Source organism: Paraburkholderia largidicola (assembly GCF_013426895.1).
Taxonomy (GTDB): domain Bacteria; phylum Pseudomonadota; class Gammaproteobacteria; order Burkholderiales; family Burkholderiaceae; genus Paraburkholderia; species Paraburkholderia largidicola.
This window is the reverse complement of the sequence record NZ_AP023175.1, coordinates 2,324,343-2,342,506: the sequence shown is the minus strand read 5'-3', so window position 1 is coordinate 2,342,506 and position 18,164 is coordinate 2,324,343. Positions and strand designations below refer to the sequence as shown.

General features: G+C 61.8%; 16 protein-coding genes. 9 read left to right on the top strand and 7 right to left on the bottom strand.

Going from position 1 to position 18,164, the window contains the following annotated elements; translation table 11 throughout:
• The first annotated feature begins 47 nt into the window (after nucleotides 1-47).
• The 3 genes from nudC (at nucleotide 48) to PPGU16_RS27105 (ending at nucleotide 3,832) form a co-directional block, all read left to right on the top strand.
• Nucleotides 48-995, top strand: coding sequence for an NAD(+) diphosphatase (gene nudC / locus PPGU16_RS27115; RefSeq protein WP_180723459.1), 948 nt, complete (start codon nucleotides 48-50; stop codon nucleotides 993-995).
• A gap of 240 nt (nucleotides 996-1,235) precedes the next feature.
• Nucleotides 1,236-2,783 (top strand): MFS transporter, encoded by a 1,548-nt coding sequence (locus PPGU16_RS27110; protein ID WP_180723458.1) that lies wholly within the window; start codon nucleotides 1,236-1,238, stop codon nucleotides 2,781-2,783.
• Nucleotides 2,784-2,878: 95 nt separating this feature from the next.
• Nucleotides 2,879-3,832 carry a LysR family transcriptional regulator gene (locus PPGU16_RS27105; protein WP_180723457.1) on the top strand — a complete coding sequence of 318 codons (954 nt, stop codon included), beginning with the start codon at nucleotides 2,879-2,881 and terminating at the stop codon, nucleotides 3,830-3,832.
• Between the two features lie 17 nt (nucleotides 3,833-3,849).
• On the opposite strand, the gene PPGU16_RS27100 is transcribed toward PPGU16_RS27105, so the two are convergent.
• Nucleotides 3,850-4,776, bottom strand: coding sequence for a LysR family transcriptional regulator (locus PPGU16_RS27100; RefSeq protein WP_180723456.1), 927 nt, complete (start codon nucleotides 4,774-4,776; stop codon nucleotides 3,850-3,852).
• A 226-nt stretch (nucleotides 4,777-5,002) separates the two neighbouring features.
• Between PPGU16_RS27100 and PPGU16_RS27095 the strand changes: the two genes are divergently transcribed.
• The 4 genes from PPGU16_RS27095 (at nucleotide 5,003) to PPGU16_RS27080 (ending at nucleotide 8,778) form a co-directional block, all read left to right on the top strand.
• Complete coding sequence (locus PPGU16_RS27095) at nucleotides 5,003-5,950, top strand: cupin domain-containing protein (RefSeq protein ID WP_180723455.1); 948 nt, start codon at nucleotides 5,003-5,005, stop codon at nucleotides 5,948-5,950.
• 217 nt (nucleotides 5,951-6,167) lie between these two features.
• Nucleotides 6,168-6,632 carry a FecR family protein gene (locus PPGU16_RS27090; protein WP_180723454.1) on the top strand — a complete coding sequence of 155 codons (465 nt, stop codon included), beginning with the start codon at nucleotides 6,168-6,170 and terminating at the stop codon, nucleotides 6,630-6,632.
• Nucleotides 6,629-7,246 carry an OmpA family protein gene (locus PPGU16_RS27085; protein ID WP_180723453.1) on the top strand — a complete coding sequence of 206 codons (618 nt, stop codon included), beginning with the start codon at nucleotides 6,629-6,631 and terminating at the stop codon, nucleotides 7,244-7,246. The genes PPGU16_RS27090 and PPGU16_RS27085 overlap by 4 nt, the downstream gene beginning before the upstream one ends.
• A gap of 53 nt (nucleotides 7,247-7,299) precedes the next feature.
• Entirely contained in the window at nucleotides 7,300-8,778 is a 1,479-nt protein-coding gene (locus PPGU16_RS27080; RefSeq protein WP_180723452.1) for a CHASE2 domain-containing protein, read from the top strand.
• On the opposite strand, the gene PPGU16_RS27075 is transcribed toward PPGU16_RS27080, so the two are convergent.
• The 5 genes from PPGU16_RS27075 to PPGU16_RS27055 form a co-directional block, all read right to left on the bottom strand.
• Nucleotides 8,763-9,044 (bottom strand): hypothetical protein, encoded by a 282-nt coding sequence (locus PPGU16_RS27075; protein ID WP_180725225.1) that lies wholly within the window; start codon nucleotides 9,042-9,044, stop codon nucleotides 8,763-8,765. The genes PPGU16_RS27080 and PPGU16_RS27075 overlap by 16 nt on opposite strands.
• Nucleotides 9,045-9,579: 535 nt before the next feature.
• Nucleotides 9,580-10,743, bottom strand: a complete 1,164-nt coding sequence (locus PPGU16_RS27070) for a hypothetical protein (protein WP_180723451.1) — start codon at nucleotides 10,741-10,743, stop codon at nucleotides 9,580-9,582.
• Nucleotides 10,744-10,842: 99 nt separating this feature from the next.
• Entirely contained in the window at nucleotides 10,843-11,166 is a 324-nt protein-coding gene (locus tag PPGU16_RS27065; RefSeq protein ID WP_180723450.1) for a hypothetical protein, read from the bottom strand.
• 199 nt (nucleotides 11,167-11,365) lie between these two features.
• The gene (locus PPGU16_RS27060; protein ID WP_180723449.1) at nucleotides 11,366-12,742 is read right to left on the bottom strand and encodes an undecaprenyl-phosphate glucose phosphotransferase; all 1,377 of its coding nucleotides are present in this window, start codon (nucleotides 12,740-12,742) and stop codon (nucleotides 11,366-11,368) included.
• Between the two features lie 40 nt (nucleotides 12,743-12,782).
• A complete protein-coding gene (locus PPGU16_RS27055) occupies nucleotides 12,783-14,279 on the bottom strand; it encodes a mannose-1-phosphate guanylyltransferase/mannose-6-phosphate isomerase (RefSeq protein ID WP_180725224.1) in 1,497 nt (498 codons plus the stop codon).
• A 704-nt stretch (nucleotides 14,280-14,983) separates the two neighbouring features.
• Between PPGU16_RS27055 and PPGU16_RS27050 the strand changes: the two genes are divergently transcribed.
• Together PPGU16_RS27050 and PPGU16_RS27045 are read left to right on the top strand one after the other, a co-directional pair.
• Nucleotides 14,984-16,288, top strand: coding sequence for an O-antigen ligase family protein (locus PPGU16_RS27050; RefSeq protein ID WP_180723448.1), 1,305 nt, complete (start codon nucleotides 14,984-14,986; stop codon nucleotides 16,286-16,288).
• Between the two features lie 29 nt (nucleotides 16,289-16,317).
• Nucleotides 16,318-16,944, top strand: coding sequence for a phosphatase PAP2 family protein (locus tag PPGU16_RS27045; RefSeq protein ID WP_180723447.1), 627 nt, complete (start codon nucleotides 16,318-16,320; stop codon nucleotides 16,942-16,944).
• A gap of 16 nt (nucleotides 16,945-16,960) precedes the next feature.
• Here PPGU16_RS27045 and PPGU16_RS27040 read toward each other — a convergent pair whose 3' ends face one another.
• Nucleotides 16,961-18,154, bottom strand: coding sequence for a glycosyltransferase family 4 protein (locus PPGU16_RS27040; protein ID WP_180723446.1), 1,194 nt, complete (start codon nucleotides 18,152-18,154; stop codon nucleotides 16,961-16,963).
• Nucleotides 18,155-18,164 lie beyond the last annotated feature (10 nt).

Sequence of the window (18,164 nt, the reverse complement as noted above, 5' to 3'; positions counted from 1 at the left end):
GACGCCGTGCCATACTTGCGGATCGTCCCGGCCCACATTCGAACGTAATGATCGTCCCTTCCGCTTCCATCGGCTTCAATCTCAACCTGCTCGACCGCCGCTCCGAACAGCGCGAAGACGCCGTCTTCATCACCAGCCTGCACGATGATCCCGCCGCGCGCTTTCTGGTCTTCGATGGCGACGTTCCCTTGCTCAAGCGCGGCAACGCACACGAGGCATGGTTCGCCGCGAGCGAGGCGGCTGCATTCGGCGAGCCGCTGCAACGCGTGTTTCTCGGCCAGGACAGCGACGGCAGCGGGCGTTTCGCGCTCGGCTTCGCATCCGGTCTCATGCAGGACGAAGGCGAATCGAAAGAAAAACTGCACGACCGCATCGACCTGCGCTCGATCGCGATGCAAGGCCTCGTCGCGCAGGAAATGCTCGGCGTGCTTGGCCAGGCCAAATCGATGTTCGACTGGCACCGCCGTCATCGCTTCTGCGCGAACTGCGGCGCATCGAGCCGCGCGACGGCGGCCGGCTGGCAACGCACCTGCGATGCGTGCGGCACGCGCCATTTCCCGCGCGTCGACCCCGTCGTCATCATGCTGACGATCGACGGCGAGCGCTGTCTGCTCGGACGCCAGCGCCAGTTCGCGCCGGGCATGTACTCGGCGCTCGCGGGCTTCGTCGAGCCGGGCGAAACCGTCGAAGATGCCGTGCGCCGCGAAGTCCATGAGGAAGCCCACGTGGCATGCGCGGAGGTCGTGTACTTCGCGTCGCAGCCCTGGCCGTTTCCCTCGTCGCTGATGATCGGCTGCTTCGCGCGCGCCGGCACGACGGATATCGTCATCGACACCAACGAACTCGAAGACGCGCGCTGGTTCACGCGCACCGAAGTCGCCGCGATGCTGGCGGGCACGCATGCCGATAACCTGTCGGCGCCGAAGCCGTTCGCGATTGCGCATCACCTGCTGCACGCGTATGTCGAACACGGCGAAGCTGTGCTGCGCGGTTGACCTGCAGCGCCCCTTCTGACTCTCACGCCCTCCATGCAATGAGCTAACGCTCGCGCCACGAAAGCCCGTGGCGCGCGTCAACCTGTACGCGAACGTTCACGTTGACGTATAATGCGGCCCATCCCGACCGTACGTCAGCCGCATTTCCCGCATGTCCATCGAAGTTCCCAACGCCGTCACGATCAGCGCCATGCTCCCTACGCACGCCGCGGCGATGTCGCGCGCCCGCGCGTAACCGCCATGTCGGTCGCATCTACGCCGTTCGTCGCCAGGCGGTTTCGCGAGGACCTCTTCCCGTGGGCCATCGCGCTCGCCACCGGCCTCGAGTATTTCGACAACACGATCTTCTCGTTCTTCACCAGCTATATCGCGGGTGGCATCAATGCCTCGACGGACGAACTCGTGTGGTCGTCGAGCGCGTACGCCGTCGCATCCGTGCTCGCCATTCTTCAGCAGCAATGGTGGGTCGAGCGGGTCGGCTATCGGCGCTATATCAGCGGATGCCTGCTGTTGTTCGCGGCGGCCTCGGTGGCGGCGGCGCTGAGCGAGTCGTCGATCGAACTGGCCTTCGCGCGCGGCGCGCAGGGCTATTTCATCGGCCCGATGATGAGCGCGTGCCGGATTCTCATTCAGACGAACTTCGCGCCGCAGCGGCGGTCTTCAGCGGTCCGCGCGTTTCTTTCGATGATCCTGCTGGCGAGCGCAATCGCACCGCTCGCAGGCGGCTATCTGGTCGCTTCGTTCGACTGGCGCGCGCTCTTCACCTGCACGACGCTGGTAGCCGTCGGCCTTGCGCTCCTCGTGCTGCTCGTCGTGCCGCCTGCGGGCAAGCTGCATCCTGAAGCGCGCAGCGAAGCGCACTTCTGGCCGTATATCGTCTTTGCGTTTGCGCAGGGCGCGTTGCAGATCGCGATGCAACAGGTGCGGTTCGAACTGTTCTTCAGTTCGCCCATGCTGGTTGGACTGACGGTCGCGGGATTGCTGTCGCTCGGCTGGTTCGCGTGGCATCAATGGCATCACCCCGCTCCCCTCGTGCGGCTGCACGCGCTGCGCGAGAGAACCTTCCAGACGGGCATCGCGCTGTACGTGCTGTTCTATTACATCAGCAATGCGATGAGCTACCTGGTGTCGCGCTTTCTCGAAAGCGGCCTTCGCTATCCCGTGGAGAACGCAGGGCGGCTCGTCGGTCTCACCTCGTTCGGGTCGCTGGCCTTCGCGTTCGTCTATTTCCGCGTGTCGCCCCTCATCACGCACAAGCGCTGGCTGATCGCCCCCGGCTTTCTGATGGCCGCGCTGATCGGCGGCTGGATGGCGAGCATGCCGCCCGACGTCAGCATGCCATGGCTGTTGCCGCCGCTTCTTCTGCGCGGCCTGCTGCTCGTGTTCATCGTATTGCCCGTCGCGAACCTCGCGTTCCGCATCTTCTCGATCGAAGAGTACAACCATGGCTACCGCTTCAAGAACATGGTCAAGCAACTGACCTACTCGTTCTCGACAGCGACGATCATCATTCTCGAACAGCATCGTGAAGCCGTGCACGAAACGCGTCTGACCGAGTTTGCGAATCCGTTCAATCCCGCGTTCCAGAACTCGTTCGACAGCCTGACGCGGGCATTCGAAGGTCTAGGGCACACAGCGGGCGACGCGAAGGGCCTCGCACTCGTCGAAATCAGCCGCGTCGTCTCGCAACAGGCGAGTTTTCTAAGCTCACTGGACGGCTTTTACTTCCTGATCGGTATCGCGCTTTGCGGCGGCCTCTTTGCGCTCTACCAGCGGCAAATCGATTGATCGCGTATTCTGCAAAGCGTTATCAACATCGATTGCAGATTGAAGTGCGCAAGCTTGAAGAAGGTGCGCGACGCGCACTGTGGAGCGTTTGACCAGTGGATACTCTCACCAACATGCGGATCTTCGCTCGCGTAGCGGAGGAAGGCAGTTTTACGGGCGCTGCGCAGCGCATGAACGTCACGGTGCCCGCCGTATCGCGCGCCGTGTCCTCGCTCGAAGCCTATCTGCGCACGCGCCTGTTGAACCGCAGCACCCGCAAGGTCGTGCTGACGGAAGCGGGACATCGTTACCTGCAGCGCTGCGAGCAGATCCTCGCGTTCGTCGATCAGGCCGAAGCCGAGGCCGCCGATGCTCAGGTTCGTCCCACCGGCCAGCTGCGCGTGCATGCCACGTCGAGCTTCGGTCAAACCTATGTCACGCCCGCCATCGTTCGATACCGGCAGCGCTATCCGTCCGTCTCCATCGAGTTGACGCTGTCGCAGCATATGCCCGACATCATCGACGAGGGGTATGACGTGAGCGTCCAGTTGAGCGTCGACGAATTGCCCGATTCGAGCCTCGTCGCGCAGCGGCTCGGCACGGTGCATAGCGTGCTATGTGCAGCGCCCGTGTACCTGCGCGAGCACGGCACGCCGCGCGACGTGCAGGCACTGGCGCAGCACGCCTGCTTCCAGTTCGTCTCCCCCGTCTATCCCACCGACCGCTGGTTGCTGGAAGGACCGGACGGCATCGAGACCGTGCATCTGCGGGCCGGCGGGTTTCGCATCAACTCGGCGGACGGGCTGGCCGTCGCGCTGAAAGAAGGCATCGGTATCGGCGCAGTGCCGATGTCGACCGCCGTGTCGGCGCTGCGCGACGGCTCGCTCATGCGCGTGCTGCCGGACTACCACCTACAGCCGCTCTCGGCTTATGCGCTTTACACGTCGCGTCGCTATCTCGACGCGAAGATCAAGACCTTCGTCGAGTTTCTGAGAGATGAGATTCCGCAGATGCTGAGTTCATCCGTGGCCAACCTGCGTGAAATGAAACAGGCGCACGCCGATGCGTGAGCGCTGCTGCCCCGAACTCAACGCTCCCAATACCCTTTCTGATTGAAAACCGCCGTGTAAAAGTCGATGAAGGTCCGTACCTTCGACGACACGGTTTTCTTGCGCGGATACACGGCCCATATCGCGGGCACGGCGCGGGTCGGCTGAGCGTCCCATTCTGGTAACAGATGCACGAGCTTGCCATCGCGCAGCGCGGCCCCGATCGCCCATGTCGGCAGCAATGCGATGCCGCGCCCTGCGAGCGCCAGCGCGATCGACGCCTCGACATCGTCGACGCGCAGCCGGCCATGCAGTTGCACGGCTATTTCCGCGGGCTTCGTGCCGTCATTACGATTGAAGAAAAGCCAGCGGTCGTCGGCCGCTAGCGGCGAGCGCAATGCCGCATGCGCCGTGAGATCGTCGGGCGTGGCGGGCGTGCCGTGTTGCGCGACATAAGCTGGGCTTGCGCAGACGATGCGCCGCTGCACCGCGAGTTGGCGCGCCATCAGTTCCGAATCGGGCAATACGCCGATGCGGATCGCGAGATCGATGCCGGAGTCGATGACGTTGACCGTGTCGTCCGTCATCACGGCATCGACGTCGATCTTCGGATAGCGGTCCATGAATTCGGGCAGATGCCGGATCACGTGCCGCAGCCCAAATGAGCGCGGCATCGTCACGCGCAACAGCCCGCGCGGCGACGTATTCAGCGAAGCGGTGATTTCGCGCGCATCGTCCAGCGTCTTGATGACGACGACGGCATGCTCGCGAAACACTCGCCCGCCTTCCGTCAGCACGAGACCGCGCGTCGACCGGTTGAACAGCGCAATGCCGAGATCGCGTTCGAGTTCGCTGACGTAGCGCGATACCGTCGACGTCTTCACGTCGATGCGGTTCGCGGCCTTGCTGAAGCTCCCCAATTCGGCGGCGAACAGAAATGCACGTATGGCAGAGAAGTAGTCCATGTGAATGCCGCGTTCCGAATGACAAGCCGCGCCCAGTGTATTGCAATGCTTTGCGCGAAGTTATCCCCTTTCTGCAAAGCTGATTTCCGGCCAGCGTGATTCTGTCACACGAATCGCGTTCCTATAGTTGAGTCAACGCCGTTGCGCCGGGCTTCAGTGGTGACGAGCCGCCCGCGACGACGCTTCCCGCGCGAGAAGCGCCTCACCCTCACTCAGGAATTCAGTCATGTTGGATAAGACCGCGCCGTCGACGCTGCAATTCGACGATCAAGCCGTGACACTCGACGCCGAGTATTTCGAATACACCTCGTCCGCCAATCCCATCGGCGCGAAGCTGATTTCCCGCGTGCCGTACCGCACGTTTTTCGCATCGTTGTACGACAGCGGACCGACGCGCATGGTGCCGCTCGATCTGTCCGCCGAGCTTGGATGCGACTACCCGGCGACAGGCCCGGGCCTGATGGCGAACTTCCTGCGCATCGTCGCGGGTGAATCGCTGACGGTCCATCCGAAGGCGACGTCACAAGTGTTCTATGTGCTGGATGGCTCCGGCTCCGTCACGCAGAAAGACACGGCATTCCGCTTCGCGCAAGGCGATTTCTTCTCGCTGCCGGGCGGCGCGCAGGCGCTGCTGACCGCCGATTCGACGGCGCGTCTGTACTACGTCAACGACGCTCCCCTGCTCGCGTACCTCGGTGTCGACGTGTCGCGTGCGCGCTTCAAGCCGACGCTCTATCCGGCTGCCCGCGCCAAAGAAGAACTCGCAAAGGTTGCGCGCGCGCCGGGCGCGGCACAGCGCAATCGCGTGAGCGTGCTGCTCGGCAACCGCCTGTTCCCGCAGACCCGCACAGTCACGCATTCGATGTGGGCGATGTACGGCGTCGTCACGCCGAACAGCATGCAGAAGCCGCACCGTCATCAATCGATTGCACTCGACTTCATTCCCGACTGCAAGCCGGGCGTCTATACGCTGGTCGGCACGGAAGTGGATGCGCATGGCAATATCGTCGATCCCGTGCGCGTCGACTGGACGCCGGGCATGGCTTTCGTCACGCCGCCGGGCTACTGGCACGCGCACTTCAACGAATCGGACGAACTCGCGTATGTGATTCCGTTGCAGGATGCGGGCTTGCAGACGTATTTGCGCTCGCTCGATATCCGCTTCGCGCGTTGACGTGACGCCCATGCAGTTTCGGGCGTCGACATGCGCCCGACACTCTGCAAGTTTTCTGCCAGAAATACGCCTGTTTATCGCGCGATATGCGCGGCAGCACACGGAACGATGTCGCGCGGCACGCTATTCTTTCAGAGGTCACCACGAACCGCGCCGAATGCTCCAGGCGCGGCCTTCGCTTTGGCGCGTCGCCCAACCGCCATCACGGTCGTCACCCATGCACAAGCAAGCCGTCAACTACGCAATGGTTTTCGCCTGCGGGTGCGCCGCGGCGATCGACACGTTCGGCGCGGATTCGATCGGCGTCGTCAAGACCGTCAAAGGCTCGGTTCATATCGAGCGCACTGCGCAAAGCGTCGACGCCGCCGTCGGCAGCGAGGTATTCAAAAGCGACCGCATTGTGACGGGCCCCGCGTCTTCCGTCGGTATCACGCTGCGCGACAATACACTGCTTTCCGAGGGCTCCAGTTCGGTGCTCGAGCTCAACCAGTTCGCCTTCGACACGACCACCCACGACGGCACGCTCGACGCGACCATCCGGCGCGGATCGCTCGCGGTCGTCGACGGCAAGCTGGCGAAGGCGCATCCCGAAGCCGTGCGTTTCAGCACACCAACCACGACGCTCGGCGTGCGCGGCACCGAATTCATCATCGAGGTGGGCGACGGGGAGAACGGGCGTTGAAGGCCGCGGTACAGCGCCGAAGGCTCCAATGGTGCGTATCCTGCGCGACGCTGGCGTTCATCTCCGCATGCAGCTCGACGCCCGACAAGATCACCTTGCTGCCCGATCCGGACGGCACGGTCGGCAGCGTCATCGTGCACAGCGGCAACAAGACGCAAGTCATCGACAAGCCTTACGCGACGGCTGAAGTGGCAAAAGGCGGCGCGATCGAACAGACCGCGACCACCCCGGCCAACGTCGAAGCACGCTATGGCGAGGTGCTCGCCGCGCAACCGCCACGTCCGAAGACGTTCACGATCAACTTCCTGTTCGACTCGGCCACCGAACTCGCGCCGCAGTCCAATGCCACTGTCCAGCAACTGAAAGCGACACTCGCGAGCTGGCCCGCGCCGCACCTTACCGTCGTGGGCCATACGGATCTGGCGGGCTCGCAGGAATACGACGACAAGCTGTCGATGCAGCGCGCGCAGACCGTCGCGAAGTTCCTCGTCAAGGCGGGCATCCCGGCCAAGGAGATTGAAACGGCGGGACGCGGCAAGCGCGAGCCGGTCGTGCACACGGCGGACGGCGTCCCTAACCAGATGAATCGGCGCGTCGTCATTACAATTCAGTGATCCGGGTGATCCGTCACTGCGCCCGTACCGGGCACTGACCTGCCGCTGCCGACATGAAACGCTTTCGCGATTACTCATGGCTGACGTTTTTCATGAAGCTGATGAGGGCGGGGCAAGGACGCCCCGTCGCGCTCGCGGTGCTGCTCGGCCTGAGTCTGCTCAACCTGTACAGCGAATCGCCCGGCGTCATTCCGCGACCGGCGCTGCTCGACAAGCTCGACGACATGGTGCCCGACACGTTCGGCACGGCGCGGCAACTGCTGTTCGATCACTACCAGCGCCGTTTCCCGCGCGTTCCCGCCTCGCAGCCCGTGACCATCGTCGCCATCGACGACAGGACGCTCGCGGCTATCGGTCAATGGCCGTGGCCACGCAACCGGCTGGCCAATCTCGTCGATGCGATCGCGGCGCAAAAGCCGCTGGCAATCGGCCTCGACATCTACATGCCCGAGGCCGATCAGACCTCGCCCGACAAGGTGGCCGACAACCTGCCCGACTCGGCCGCCGCGCTCGCGGCCGGCTTGCGTGCGCTGCCCCGCCACGAGACCACGCTCGCGAACTCGCTGCGCGCGGCGCCTTCGATACTCGGCGCCGCCGCCGTCGATCAGGCCGCGTTCGACACCAGCACCGACCTGCGCAGCGCGCCGATTCTCGTGCATGGCGTCGATCCGCTGAACCGGGTGAAGCGGTACAACTACGTGCTTGCGAGCCTGCCGGAATTGCAGGCGGCGGCGCACGGGCAGGCGATGCTGAACGTCGCGCTCGAACAGGGCACCGTCCGGCGCATTCCCCTCATCCTTGGGTTGGGCGACAAGCTGGTGCCGTGCATGCCCATCGAGATACTGCGCGTCGTCACGGGCTCGGCGGCCGTCGATGTGTATGCGAATACCACGGGCATGGAATCGGTCGGCGTCGCGGATGTGGAGGTGCCGACGCAGCCCGACGGCGACATCTGGCTGCATTTCGCGTCGATGCGCTCGACACAGCAACGTTACGTCTCCGCACGCGACGTCCTGCAAGGCCAGGTCGATCCCGGCCGCTTTCATAACAAGCTGGTGCTGGTCGGGCTGACGGGAACGGGCAACACCGACATGCGCACGACTGCGCTAGGCGAACTGGTGCCGGGCATCGAGATTCAGGCGCAGATCATCGAGACGATTTTCGACGGGCGCTTCCTGCGCCGCCCTGTGTGGCTCAAGTGGGCCGAGACGATCTTCGTCCTCGCGTTCGGGATTCTGATCATCTGGTATCTGCCGCATAGCGATTCGCGTCTTGCGGCATTCGTGCGAGCCGTACCGAAGGCGTCCGCGGTCCTTGGCTTGCTGCTCAACCTGCTGTTGCTCGCGAGCTGTCTGCTGCTGTTCAAGTACTTCGGCCTGCTCGTCGACGCAGCGTCGATTTTCATCATCCTGTCTGCGGTGATGGGCTGCTTCTTTTCGACCGCATTGCTCGACCTCGGCGTGCAAACCCGGCGCGAAGCGAAGCGCCGGCGAGCCAGCGCTCCGCGATCTGCCGATCAGCTTCCGCGATAGACCGGACCCTGGCTATCGGCAGGCGCGCGGCGGCCCGACTGCGTGGTCATCGATTCGTCGCCGCCGACGCCGGCGCGCTGTTCGTCCACCATGTTGCCCCTGGCGGCTTCTGCGGCCAGTGTCTGAGCGCTTTGGCCAGCCTGCGAAGCCGGCGCGCCGACGTCCGGGCTATAGTAAGGCGCAGGACCGTAGCCGCTTGCGAAAGCGGATGCCGCCAGCGACGCCGAGCTTGCGATGAGCAAAGTAACGATGAGTTTCGATTTCATAAGGACTCCAATTAAATCAATGAACGGATCGACGCGCAAGGACGATGTCCATTGCGTCGTGTCGTGTTCAAGGTTGATGGGACGATGTGCAGGGCCGTCGTGCGGCACGCTGCCAAAGAGGCTCAAACGAACAACACTTTCCAGAAAACTGAGCAATGCTGTTGACGCCGTGGCGGCCTGGCCAGACTGGCCGTCGTTGTGCCCGCGGCTACCAATGCAGGGGTTGTGCCAGCCGGGCTACGTTTGCCGCGAGTTGCCGTCAGGTGGTTGAAAACAAACAGAATTGCTGCATTGAAAAGCGAATCCATTCGACTCGGAGCGCGTCGTGTTGTCGGCTTATCGCCAACGGTTGTTTATCTTGATGTGCGACGACGCCCAACAGAATTCAGTCCTGGCGAGACGATGCCTTTAACGAAGCACTGAATGACACGCCGATGCCGCGTGGCGGGATGGAAGCAAAAATGGGCCGCGAAACACGACGCTCGATGCGTACGCATATCGCGGCCCATATCGGACACTTGCTGAAATCTACCTTCTATTGCGGCTCGTACCAGGAGTACGTCGCCAGTGTATTCACCGGCTTGCCGATCTGCAGCGTGATATCCCGGTGCGAGATCAACTCGATATTGCGCAAATCACCTTCATAGCGCCGCACGTCGCCATTGTCATTGATGTAGGCGACTACCGTGCCCGTCACGCCCGCGACGTTCGTGCCCGATAACGTTTGCCCCCAGATATCGAAGAACTGGCCGAGCGTGAAGGTCTTCATATTTGGCGTTTCGATGTGGATGATCCCCGTCGAATCGTGGGTGTGCATCTCGTAGTTGCACTGCGAGACAATACCGACGTTCGCGGGCAACGCCAGCCATTGACCGTCGCTGACGATCGCCAGATGCGCGTGCACGTGGTACGTCTCGGCCATACCCGACGCGCAGACGAGCCCATCGACATCGGCGCCCGTGCCGCCCGTCGACGTGTTGCCGTTCTGCCAGTGCGCGGTGCCGACCGTGCCGCCGTATGCCAGCACCGTCTGGTTCGGATCGAAAGAAGGCGGATCGGTCCAGCTGAACGTGGGAATCTGTCCGACCGGCGAGCCGATTTCTATCGACACTTCGCCGTGCGCAGGCAGCACGAGACTGGCGGGATCGCCCGTATATTTGCTGAGCTGGCCGCCGTTGTTGACGTAGATGGTGATTGGGGCCGACGTCAGCCCTGCGACGTTCGTCGTCGTCAGCGGCTGACCCCAGATCGCGAAGAACTGGCCGAGCGTGTACGACGCGTTCGAACTCGCGTCCATGCGGATCTTGCCCGTTTCGTCATCCGTGTGTACCGGATACGCGCAACCCGTTTGCGCGGCCATCGTCGGCGCGACCGTGCCGATGTTCGCGGGCAATGCCAGCGGCCTGCCGTTCAGATAGATCGACAGGTGCGAGTAGGTGTAGACGTTGCCACGTGCGCCGCAATTCAGGCCGCTGACAGGCTGACCCGTGCCGCCCGTCTGCGTCGGGCCTGCGGGCCAATAATCGTCGCCGACCTTGCTGCCGTCGACGAGCGCGGTCGCGTTCGCCAGCGTCGGCTGGCTCGTATTCGCGGCTGGCGCGCCCGGCGAGGTGCTCGGTCCACCGCCTCCTCCGCCGCAACTCGCCAACATCAGAATGGCGCCAACCGCGACGATCCGTGAAACGATGCCGTACGACATGTCTATCTCCACCTATGTAATGTAAGTAACGTGCCGTTGCACGGCATCTCGTGATTGCCTGGGTAACTGGGCGAGCGAGCGTCGCGTGTACTGGCCGCCTTACCGCGCGCCGCTGAAGAACGCCCTGAGTCGCCGCAACAGCGCCGACAACGACCCTTCAGGTCGATGCACTTGCGTCTGGCGATGCGGCATGCGCTGCAGATCGTGCCAGTCGGTTTCCAGCGAACGCGCATGACCCGCTGGCGTAAATGGCCACACGGTTGCCGACGCGCGGACGAGGCGCGTCCCGGCCTGCCCGTTCTCCTTCGCGCTGTCGAGGTAAGCGTTGATCGCCGCTGCCTCCCGCTCGGCCGCTTCCCGCGACACGGCCGCGACGAAGTCGTCCAGCCCTTCGATATGAACGCACCAAAGCTGCTCGCTCAAGACGCGCTCCTGATGAACCGAGGTTCGATCATCGTCTTGCGGCCGGGCGCGTTGCGCGCGAACCGTAGACTTCCTGAACGTAATTGCATGAGTCATGTATGGTGCACCTGCTCAAACGAAGCGTTGAGCCGTTCCTGCTTGCATTGGGGGAAAAATACGAGGCCTCCACCACCGCGAAAAGCGCAATACGCAACTGCGCTCAATACGCGTTCTGATGAGCAATGCCTTTGAAGATGGTCGCGAGGATGATCCGCAGATCCAGAGCGAACGACCAGTTGCGCAGATAGTACAGATCGTGTTCGACACGCCCTTCCATCTTTTCGATGCGATCGGTTTCGCCCCGGAATCCGTTGATCTGCGCCCAGCCCGTAATGCCAGGCTTGATCCGGTAGCGGTGGATATAACCCGACACGATGTGCTGATACTGGTCGTCGTGCTCCAGCGCATGCGGACGCGGCCCAACCACCGACATATCGCCGCACAGTACATTGAAGAACTGCGGCAATTCGTCCAGACTCGTCCGCCGCAAAAAGGCGCCGACGCGCGTGATACGCGGATCATCGCGCTTGGCCTGCTCGAGCACGCCCGCCTTTTGCTGATGCAGGCGCATGGTGCGGAACTTGTAAATCCTGAACACGCGGCCATCCGCGCCCTTGCGTCGCTGCCTGAAGAACACCGGCCCCCGCGAACTCAACTTCACGGCAATCGCGCACCCGAGAAGAATCGGCGAAATGGCGAGCAACGCACATAGCGCGAAAAGTCGATCGAACAGATCTTTCTTGACCATTGCGTTCGGCGGCAGCGGCGACGCGGCGAGATTGATCGTCGGCTGATCCAGTACGCTCGTCACGCTTCCTTCGAATAGCGCAAGCGCGCGCACATCCGGCATGAAACGAATGTTGATCAGATCATTGCGAAACTCGTCGACGAGCTTCAGGATCGTGCGCTCTTCCGTCAACGGCAACGCTAGCCATACTTCGCCGATGTTCTGCTCGCGCACGTATCGGGCAAACGCCTTGTGCTCGGAGAAAGTCGGCACGCTCGAAGCCGGTTCGGAATCCGGCCGCAGATTGTAGATCGCCCACGGCCGGAAACCGGATGCGGGTGCATCATCCATTTTTCGAATGATGTCGTTGTAGTGGTCTCCACACGCAGCAATGGCAACAGGCTGCAAATCCAGTCCGGCATGGCGCGCGCGTCCAACTACGCCATGCAGCATGAGACGGCTCGCAATCAGCGCGCTGCCCGAAATCGCCGTCCAGTAAACAAACCACAGACGCGACACGATATCGATCCGATGCAGCGAGAACATCAAGGCCATTGCGCATCCCTGCACGATCAGCCAGCCTAATGCCACTTGCCCCGTCAATACCCGTTTCGAGCGCCCGCGCCACGATTCATATACGCCGAGGGCCGGGAATATGGCGAGCGAGAACGCAGCGGCAAACGCGACGAACGCGAGATAGAAACCCCGCTGCGAAACGTCGTCGAAGCGGATTTGCGACGCCACGAGCGCACCCGTCACGATCAGCGCGACGTCGAATAGCCGCGCCAGCAGACCTGTCAATGCACGCATCACACACCCCTTTAACCAGTCACATGTCTACGGCGACCGCTCAATTACAGCGGCCGTATTTGTCATCGAACCGCACGATGTCGTCCTCGCCGAGATACGCGCCGGATTGCACCTCGATGATCTGCAGCGGCACATGCCCGGGATTCTCGAGACGGTGCTGCACGCCGATCGGAATATAGGTCGACTGGTTCTCGGTCAGCAGGAACTGTTCGTCGTCGCGCGTCACGAGCGCAGTGCCGCACACGACGATCCAGTGCTCCGCGCGATGGTGATGCATCTGCAACGAGAGCCGACCTCCTGGACTCACGACGATGCGCTTGACCTGAAAGCGCTCGCCGTGATCGATGGAGTCGTAAAAGCCCCACGGACGCCGCACTTTTCGATGGTTGTCGGCTTCCGGCGATTTCGTCTGCCGGATACGCGACACCAGCCCCTTGATGTCCTGCACATGCGAGCGATCCGCGACGAGCACGGCATCGTCCGTTTCGACGACGACGAGATCGCTCGTACCTACGCAAGCGACGAGCCTGCCACCCTGCGAGCGCGCATAAGTCGTCGTTGCGCCTTCCATCAACACACGGCCGTCCGCCACATTGCCGAACTCGTCCTTGTCCATTGCCTGCCACACGGCATCCCATGAACCGAGATCGGACCAGCCGGCTTCGAGCGGCACCACCACTGCCGTAAAGGGCGAATTCGGCTTACCGAGTTGCTCCATGACGGCGTAGTCGATCGAATCCGACGGACAGCGTTCGAATGCCTCGGCACCCGGCGCGATATGAAGGTCGTCCCGCTTGGCGTCCGCGTAGGCCTGCGTGCACGCCGCATGCATGTCCGGCTGGAATACTTTCAGCGCGGCAAGCCATACGGAAGCGCGCACCACGAACATGCCGCTGTTCCACCAGTAGCCGCCCGATGCGACGTATTGCGCGGCCAGCTCAGCCGCAGGCTTTTCGACGAAGCGGTCGATAAGATGCGCACCATCCTGCATTTGCGCGCCAAGACGGATATAGCCGAAGCCTGTGTCGGCGCTGATCGGCGGGACCCCCAGCGTAGCGATTTCACCCGCCTGCGCGTGGAGCGCGGCGAGTTCGATGGCCCGATGCAATGCGGGCACGTCTGCGATGGCGTGATCCGCGGGCATCGCGACGAGAATGGGATCGTCGCCGTCGGCACAGGCAGCCAGCGCGGCCAGTGTCAACGCGGGCGCCGTATCGCGCCGCGCCGGCTCGACGACGACGCACGGCTTCACGCCACACTCCTGCGCCTGCCCGGACGTAGCATGGAAATGCTCGACGCCGCAGACAATTACCGGTTCGGATGCGACGTCCCACGTTTTCGTGAAGCCGTCCATGCGCTTCATCGTGGCCTGCAGCAGCGATTGATCGCCAACCACATCGATCAGCTGCTTCGGATATTGATCGCGCGATACGGGCCAGAGCCGCGTGCCCGATCCGCCTGCGAGAATGACCTGTACGAGCCGTCGACAACCCGTTTCCACTTCGGCAACGGCAGTGGCGGCGTTCTGTTGTTCGATATGAATGATTCGTGAATCCACTTCAATCTCCCTGGTATTGAAGTCCGGTCCTCAGCGTCCTTGACTGTCTGGACGACGCCGATATGACCCAACCACCGGATTGATATCTACATACCTTGCGCGCGAATCTTTCGGGTGTTGACGCGGGATTGTGATGACCGCTGATCGCACCGGCCGCGAATGGAAGGCGATCCGTATGAGAGTCGCCCATCTCGCGTCGTGCTGCGGCAATCTTGCAAGATGAAGAACAGATCGAAGTCACGGCAACCGCGTAGAGAATGACGCGCAGTCATCGTATTCAACTCGACCTGAGATGGATGATAGACACGTTACGCTGCGATACAGCATCTCTGGCGCGAACGGTTGATGTTATGGCCAGTCACGCCGAGCCTTGCGGATAATGGCTAATATCTGGCGGTCCTGTCTTTCTTGAAAAGCGATTCGAGCTTGGAAATGCAGGGGTAATCGTGTTACGTTGTGCATAGAAGGTATTCGTCTTCCTATCCGGTCTGACACGGCGTACGCCGCGATGAGTCCCGGATACGGGAACACCACACATCAATAGCAAGTCGCAATTCCATTCTGGCGATTGATCGGCGTACCCGATCGCTCGCCGCGCGCAATGTCGGATCACAACGCATCCATCATTGACATGCGCCACTTCCACCAGCGGACGTGCAACTCTATTCTTCGCGAGAGTCGAAATGGCTTACATATCGGTATTGGCGCTATTCCTGACGGTTACCAATCTGGTTCCGCTTAGCGCAGTGGGATTTTTGCCGATCATCTTCTGCGCGTGGCGCTTTTTCGGCAGAAGCTACCCGTCTTTTATTGCGCCCTTAACGGCATTTACGCTATTCGCGCTCGTGTCGACATTGCTCTACAACGCTCACTCGCTGACCGAATTCGAATTCTATCGGCGCGACGGCAATTTCTTCATTGCCTATGCGCCCATTTTTGCCGGTTGCCTGTATGCGCATCGCTGGGATATGAACAAGCTGCTCCGCGCCTTCTTCGTGTTCGCGGTTGTCATCAATATTCCGCTGTACGCGCTTTATCTCGCACAGAACGGATTGCTCAGCATCTTCAAGCATCCCGACGACAGCTTCGGCAGCTTCTTCATTGCCCGCAATGCAGCGGGCGGCTTTCTCGCGATGCTGTTCTGCCTCGGCGTGGCCTGCTATCTCCAGCGGCGCAGCAGGATCATGCTCGCGCTGATCGCACTAAACGGACTGATGCTCTTCTCGACATACAGCCGCGGCTCGCTGTTAGGCGCCCTTGCGGTGCTGCCGTATCTGTACTTCGGACGCAAACGCGTGATTCTCGCGACGCTGATCTCATGCCTCGTCGTGGCGTCCCTCGCGATGGCGATGTATCACACGCGCTCCACGGTCGACTACATGGGTTACACCTTCAGCATCCAGAACCAGGACGCCAAGACCGCGAATCTGGACATCCGCTACGAATGGCTGTGGCCAAGAGCACTCGCCTATTTCCGCCAAAGCCCGATCGTGGGCATGGGATTCGGCTCATTTGATGACCAGATACGCAACGTCGTGTCGTATTTCGGCGTACTCGGTGTGCCTTCCGACATCATCGTCGAACACAGTGATTCGCACGCCCACAACTCCTATCTGAACTTCCTTGCCGAAACCGGCGTGGTAGGCCTCGCGCTGATGCTGGGTTTTTACTGGAAGCTCGTCAAATGGAGCCAGGATGGCGCCGCGCGCAGCGCACTGGTCGAGGGCGGAAGGAACTTCGCGGCATTCCGCTTCGTCGAGATTTCGTCCGTATGTCTCCTCGTCATGGCCGCGACGGAACATCGGCTGGTCTCGCCGTCAAACGTTCTGATTCTTTCTCTCGTGATTTCGCTGCTGCTCGCCTCGCGCTCCGTGCGCGTGACGAATCCCGAATACGCACGGGTCCGCGTTCCTGACGCACGGCCCCCGTATCGATACCGCGGGCAAGCATATCCCACTGCAACCGGACGCAGCGTCCCGGACGCTTGAACCAGACTAAACAGAACGAATAACCCGATATGTGGACAGTCCTTTCCAACGTCGGCGATGCCGCTGTCACGCTGCCCGTGGCCATCGTGTGCGCAATCTGGATTGCAATGAGCGATGTGAGGCTCGCGTTGCGCTGGGCGCTCGCGCTGAGCTGCGGCATGCTGCTGGTCGGCGCGAGCAAGATCCTGTACTACACATGGGGCGTTGCACTGCCCTTGGCGCACGTTCGCGTCATCAGCGGCCATACGATGCTATCGACGGCTGTGTGGGCCGTCGCGCTCGCGCTGCAATTGAGGTGGTGGCGGGTGCCTGCCTATCCGGGCATCATCGCAGGCGTCGCTGCTGGCCTGCTTTTGGGCGCACTGACAGGGGCGTCCCGTGTGCATGGACATTCGCACTCGATCGCCGAAGTCTGCGTGGGTTGGGTGGTCGGAGCAGGCGTCGCTGCGGCATTCCTGCGGACGGCGCTTCACGTCGAATTTCGACGGTTTCATGCCGTAGGGTCGACGCTTTGCCTGCTAGCCGTGTCGACGTTGACCTACGGGCATACGGCGCCGTTTCAGGATCTCATCAAGGAGAACTCGGCGGCGCTTAGAGAAAATACGCCTTCCGTCGTATGCGCGCTTTCACGCGCGCGAGTGCGTGAACACGGATAGGCATCCGTGCACGCGTTCAGACGAGCAGATGTCGCTCGCGCACTTCGTCCGTCAATGGCTCTACGTCTTCGACGGCGTAGGGAAACGAAGGATCGTTGAGGTTATCGGGCAGCCGGTCTTCAATGAATGACGTCAATGCTGTCTTGAACCGCTCCGATGAAAAGCGTTCCGCATTCTTGCGGCACTGACGCGCGTCGAACAGACCGGAGTATTTTTCGAACCGGTCCACCGCTTCCAGCAACGATTCCGCGGTTTGCTCCTTGAAGAACACACCCGTAGGCCGCTCGCGCGGCAAGCCGAGCACCGACTCCAACGCGCCACCCCGCCCAAACGCGACGACAGGTGTCCCGCACGCCTGCGCTTCGACGACCGATATGCCGAAGTCTTCTTCCGCCGCAAACACGAAGGCACGCGCGCGCTGCAGATGATCGACCAGCACGTCGAACGGCTGATGGCCGAGGATCGTTACGTTATCGCCCGCGACAGCCTTGATCTTCTTCATATCCGGCCCATCGCCGATCACGACCAGCCTGCGCTCCGGCGTTTGCGAGAACGCCTTGACGATCAGGTCGATGCGCTTGTACGGCACCATGCGCGAGGCCGTGACGTAGAAGTTCTCCTTGCCCTCGCGAATCGGCATGTGGCTCAGATCAACGGGCGGGTAAATGACGGTCGCATCGCGCTGATAGGCCTTCCTGATCCGGCGCGCAATGAACTTCGAATTGGCGAGAAGATGATCGACGCCATTCGCGGACCGCGAATCCCAGCCGCGAATATAGTGCAGCAGCACGCGCGCCATCGCCGATTTGAGGCCCGCCGTCAGACGCGACTCTCTCAGGTACTGATGCTGAAGATCCCACGCGTAGCGTATCGGCGAATGCACATAGCTTATGTGCAGCTGGTTCGGCCCCGTCAGCACGCCCTTCGCTACCGCATGCGAACTGGAAATGACGAGGTCGTAAGCTGACAGGTCGAGCTGTTCGATCGCTATCGGCATCAAGGGCAGATATGCCCGGTAGCGTTTGCGTGCGAACGGCAAGCGCTGAATGAACGATGTTCGGACCGGTTTGCCTTTTATGCATGCGCGGTCCTCCATGAAATCGACCAACGAAAACAGGTCCGCGTCGGGAAAGCATTCGATTATGTTCTGCAATACTTTCTCAGCACCACCCGATACCACCAACCAGTCATGAACAATGGCAACTTTCAACGCGACCTCC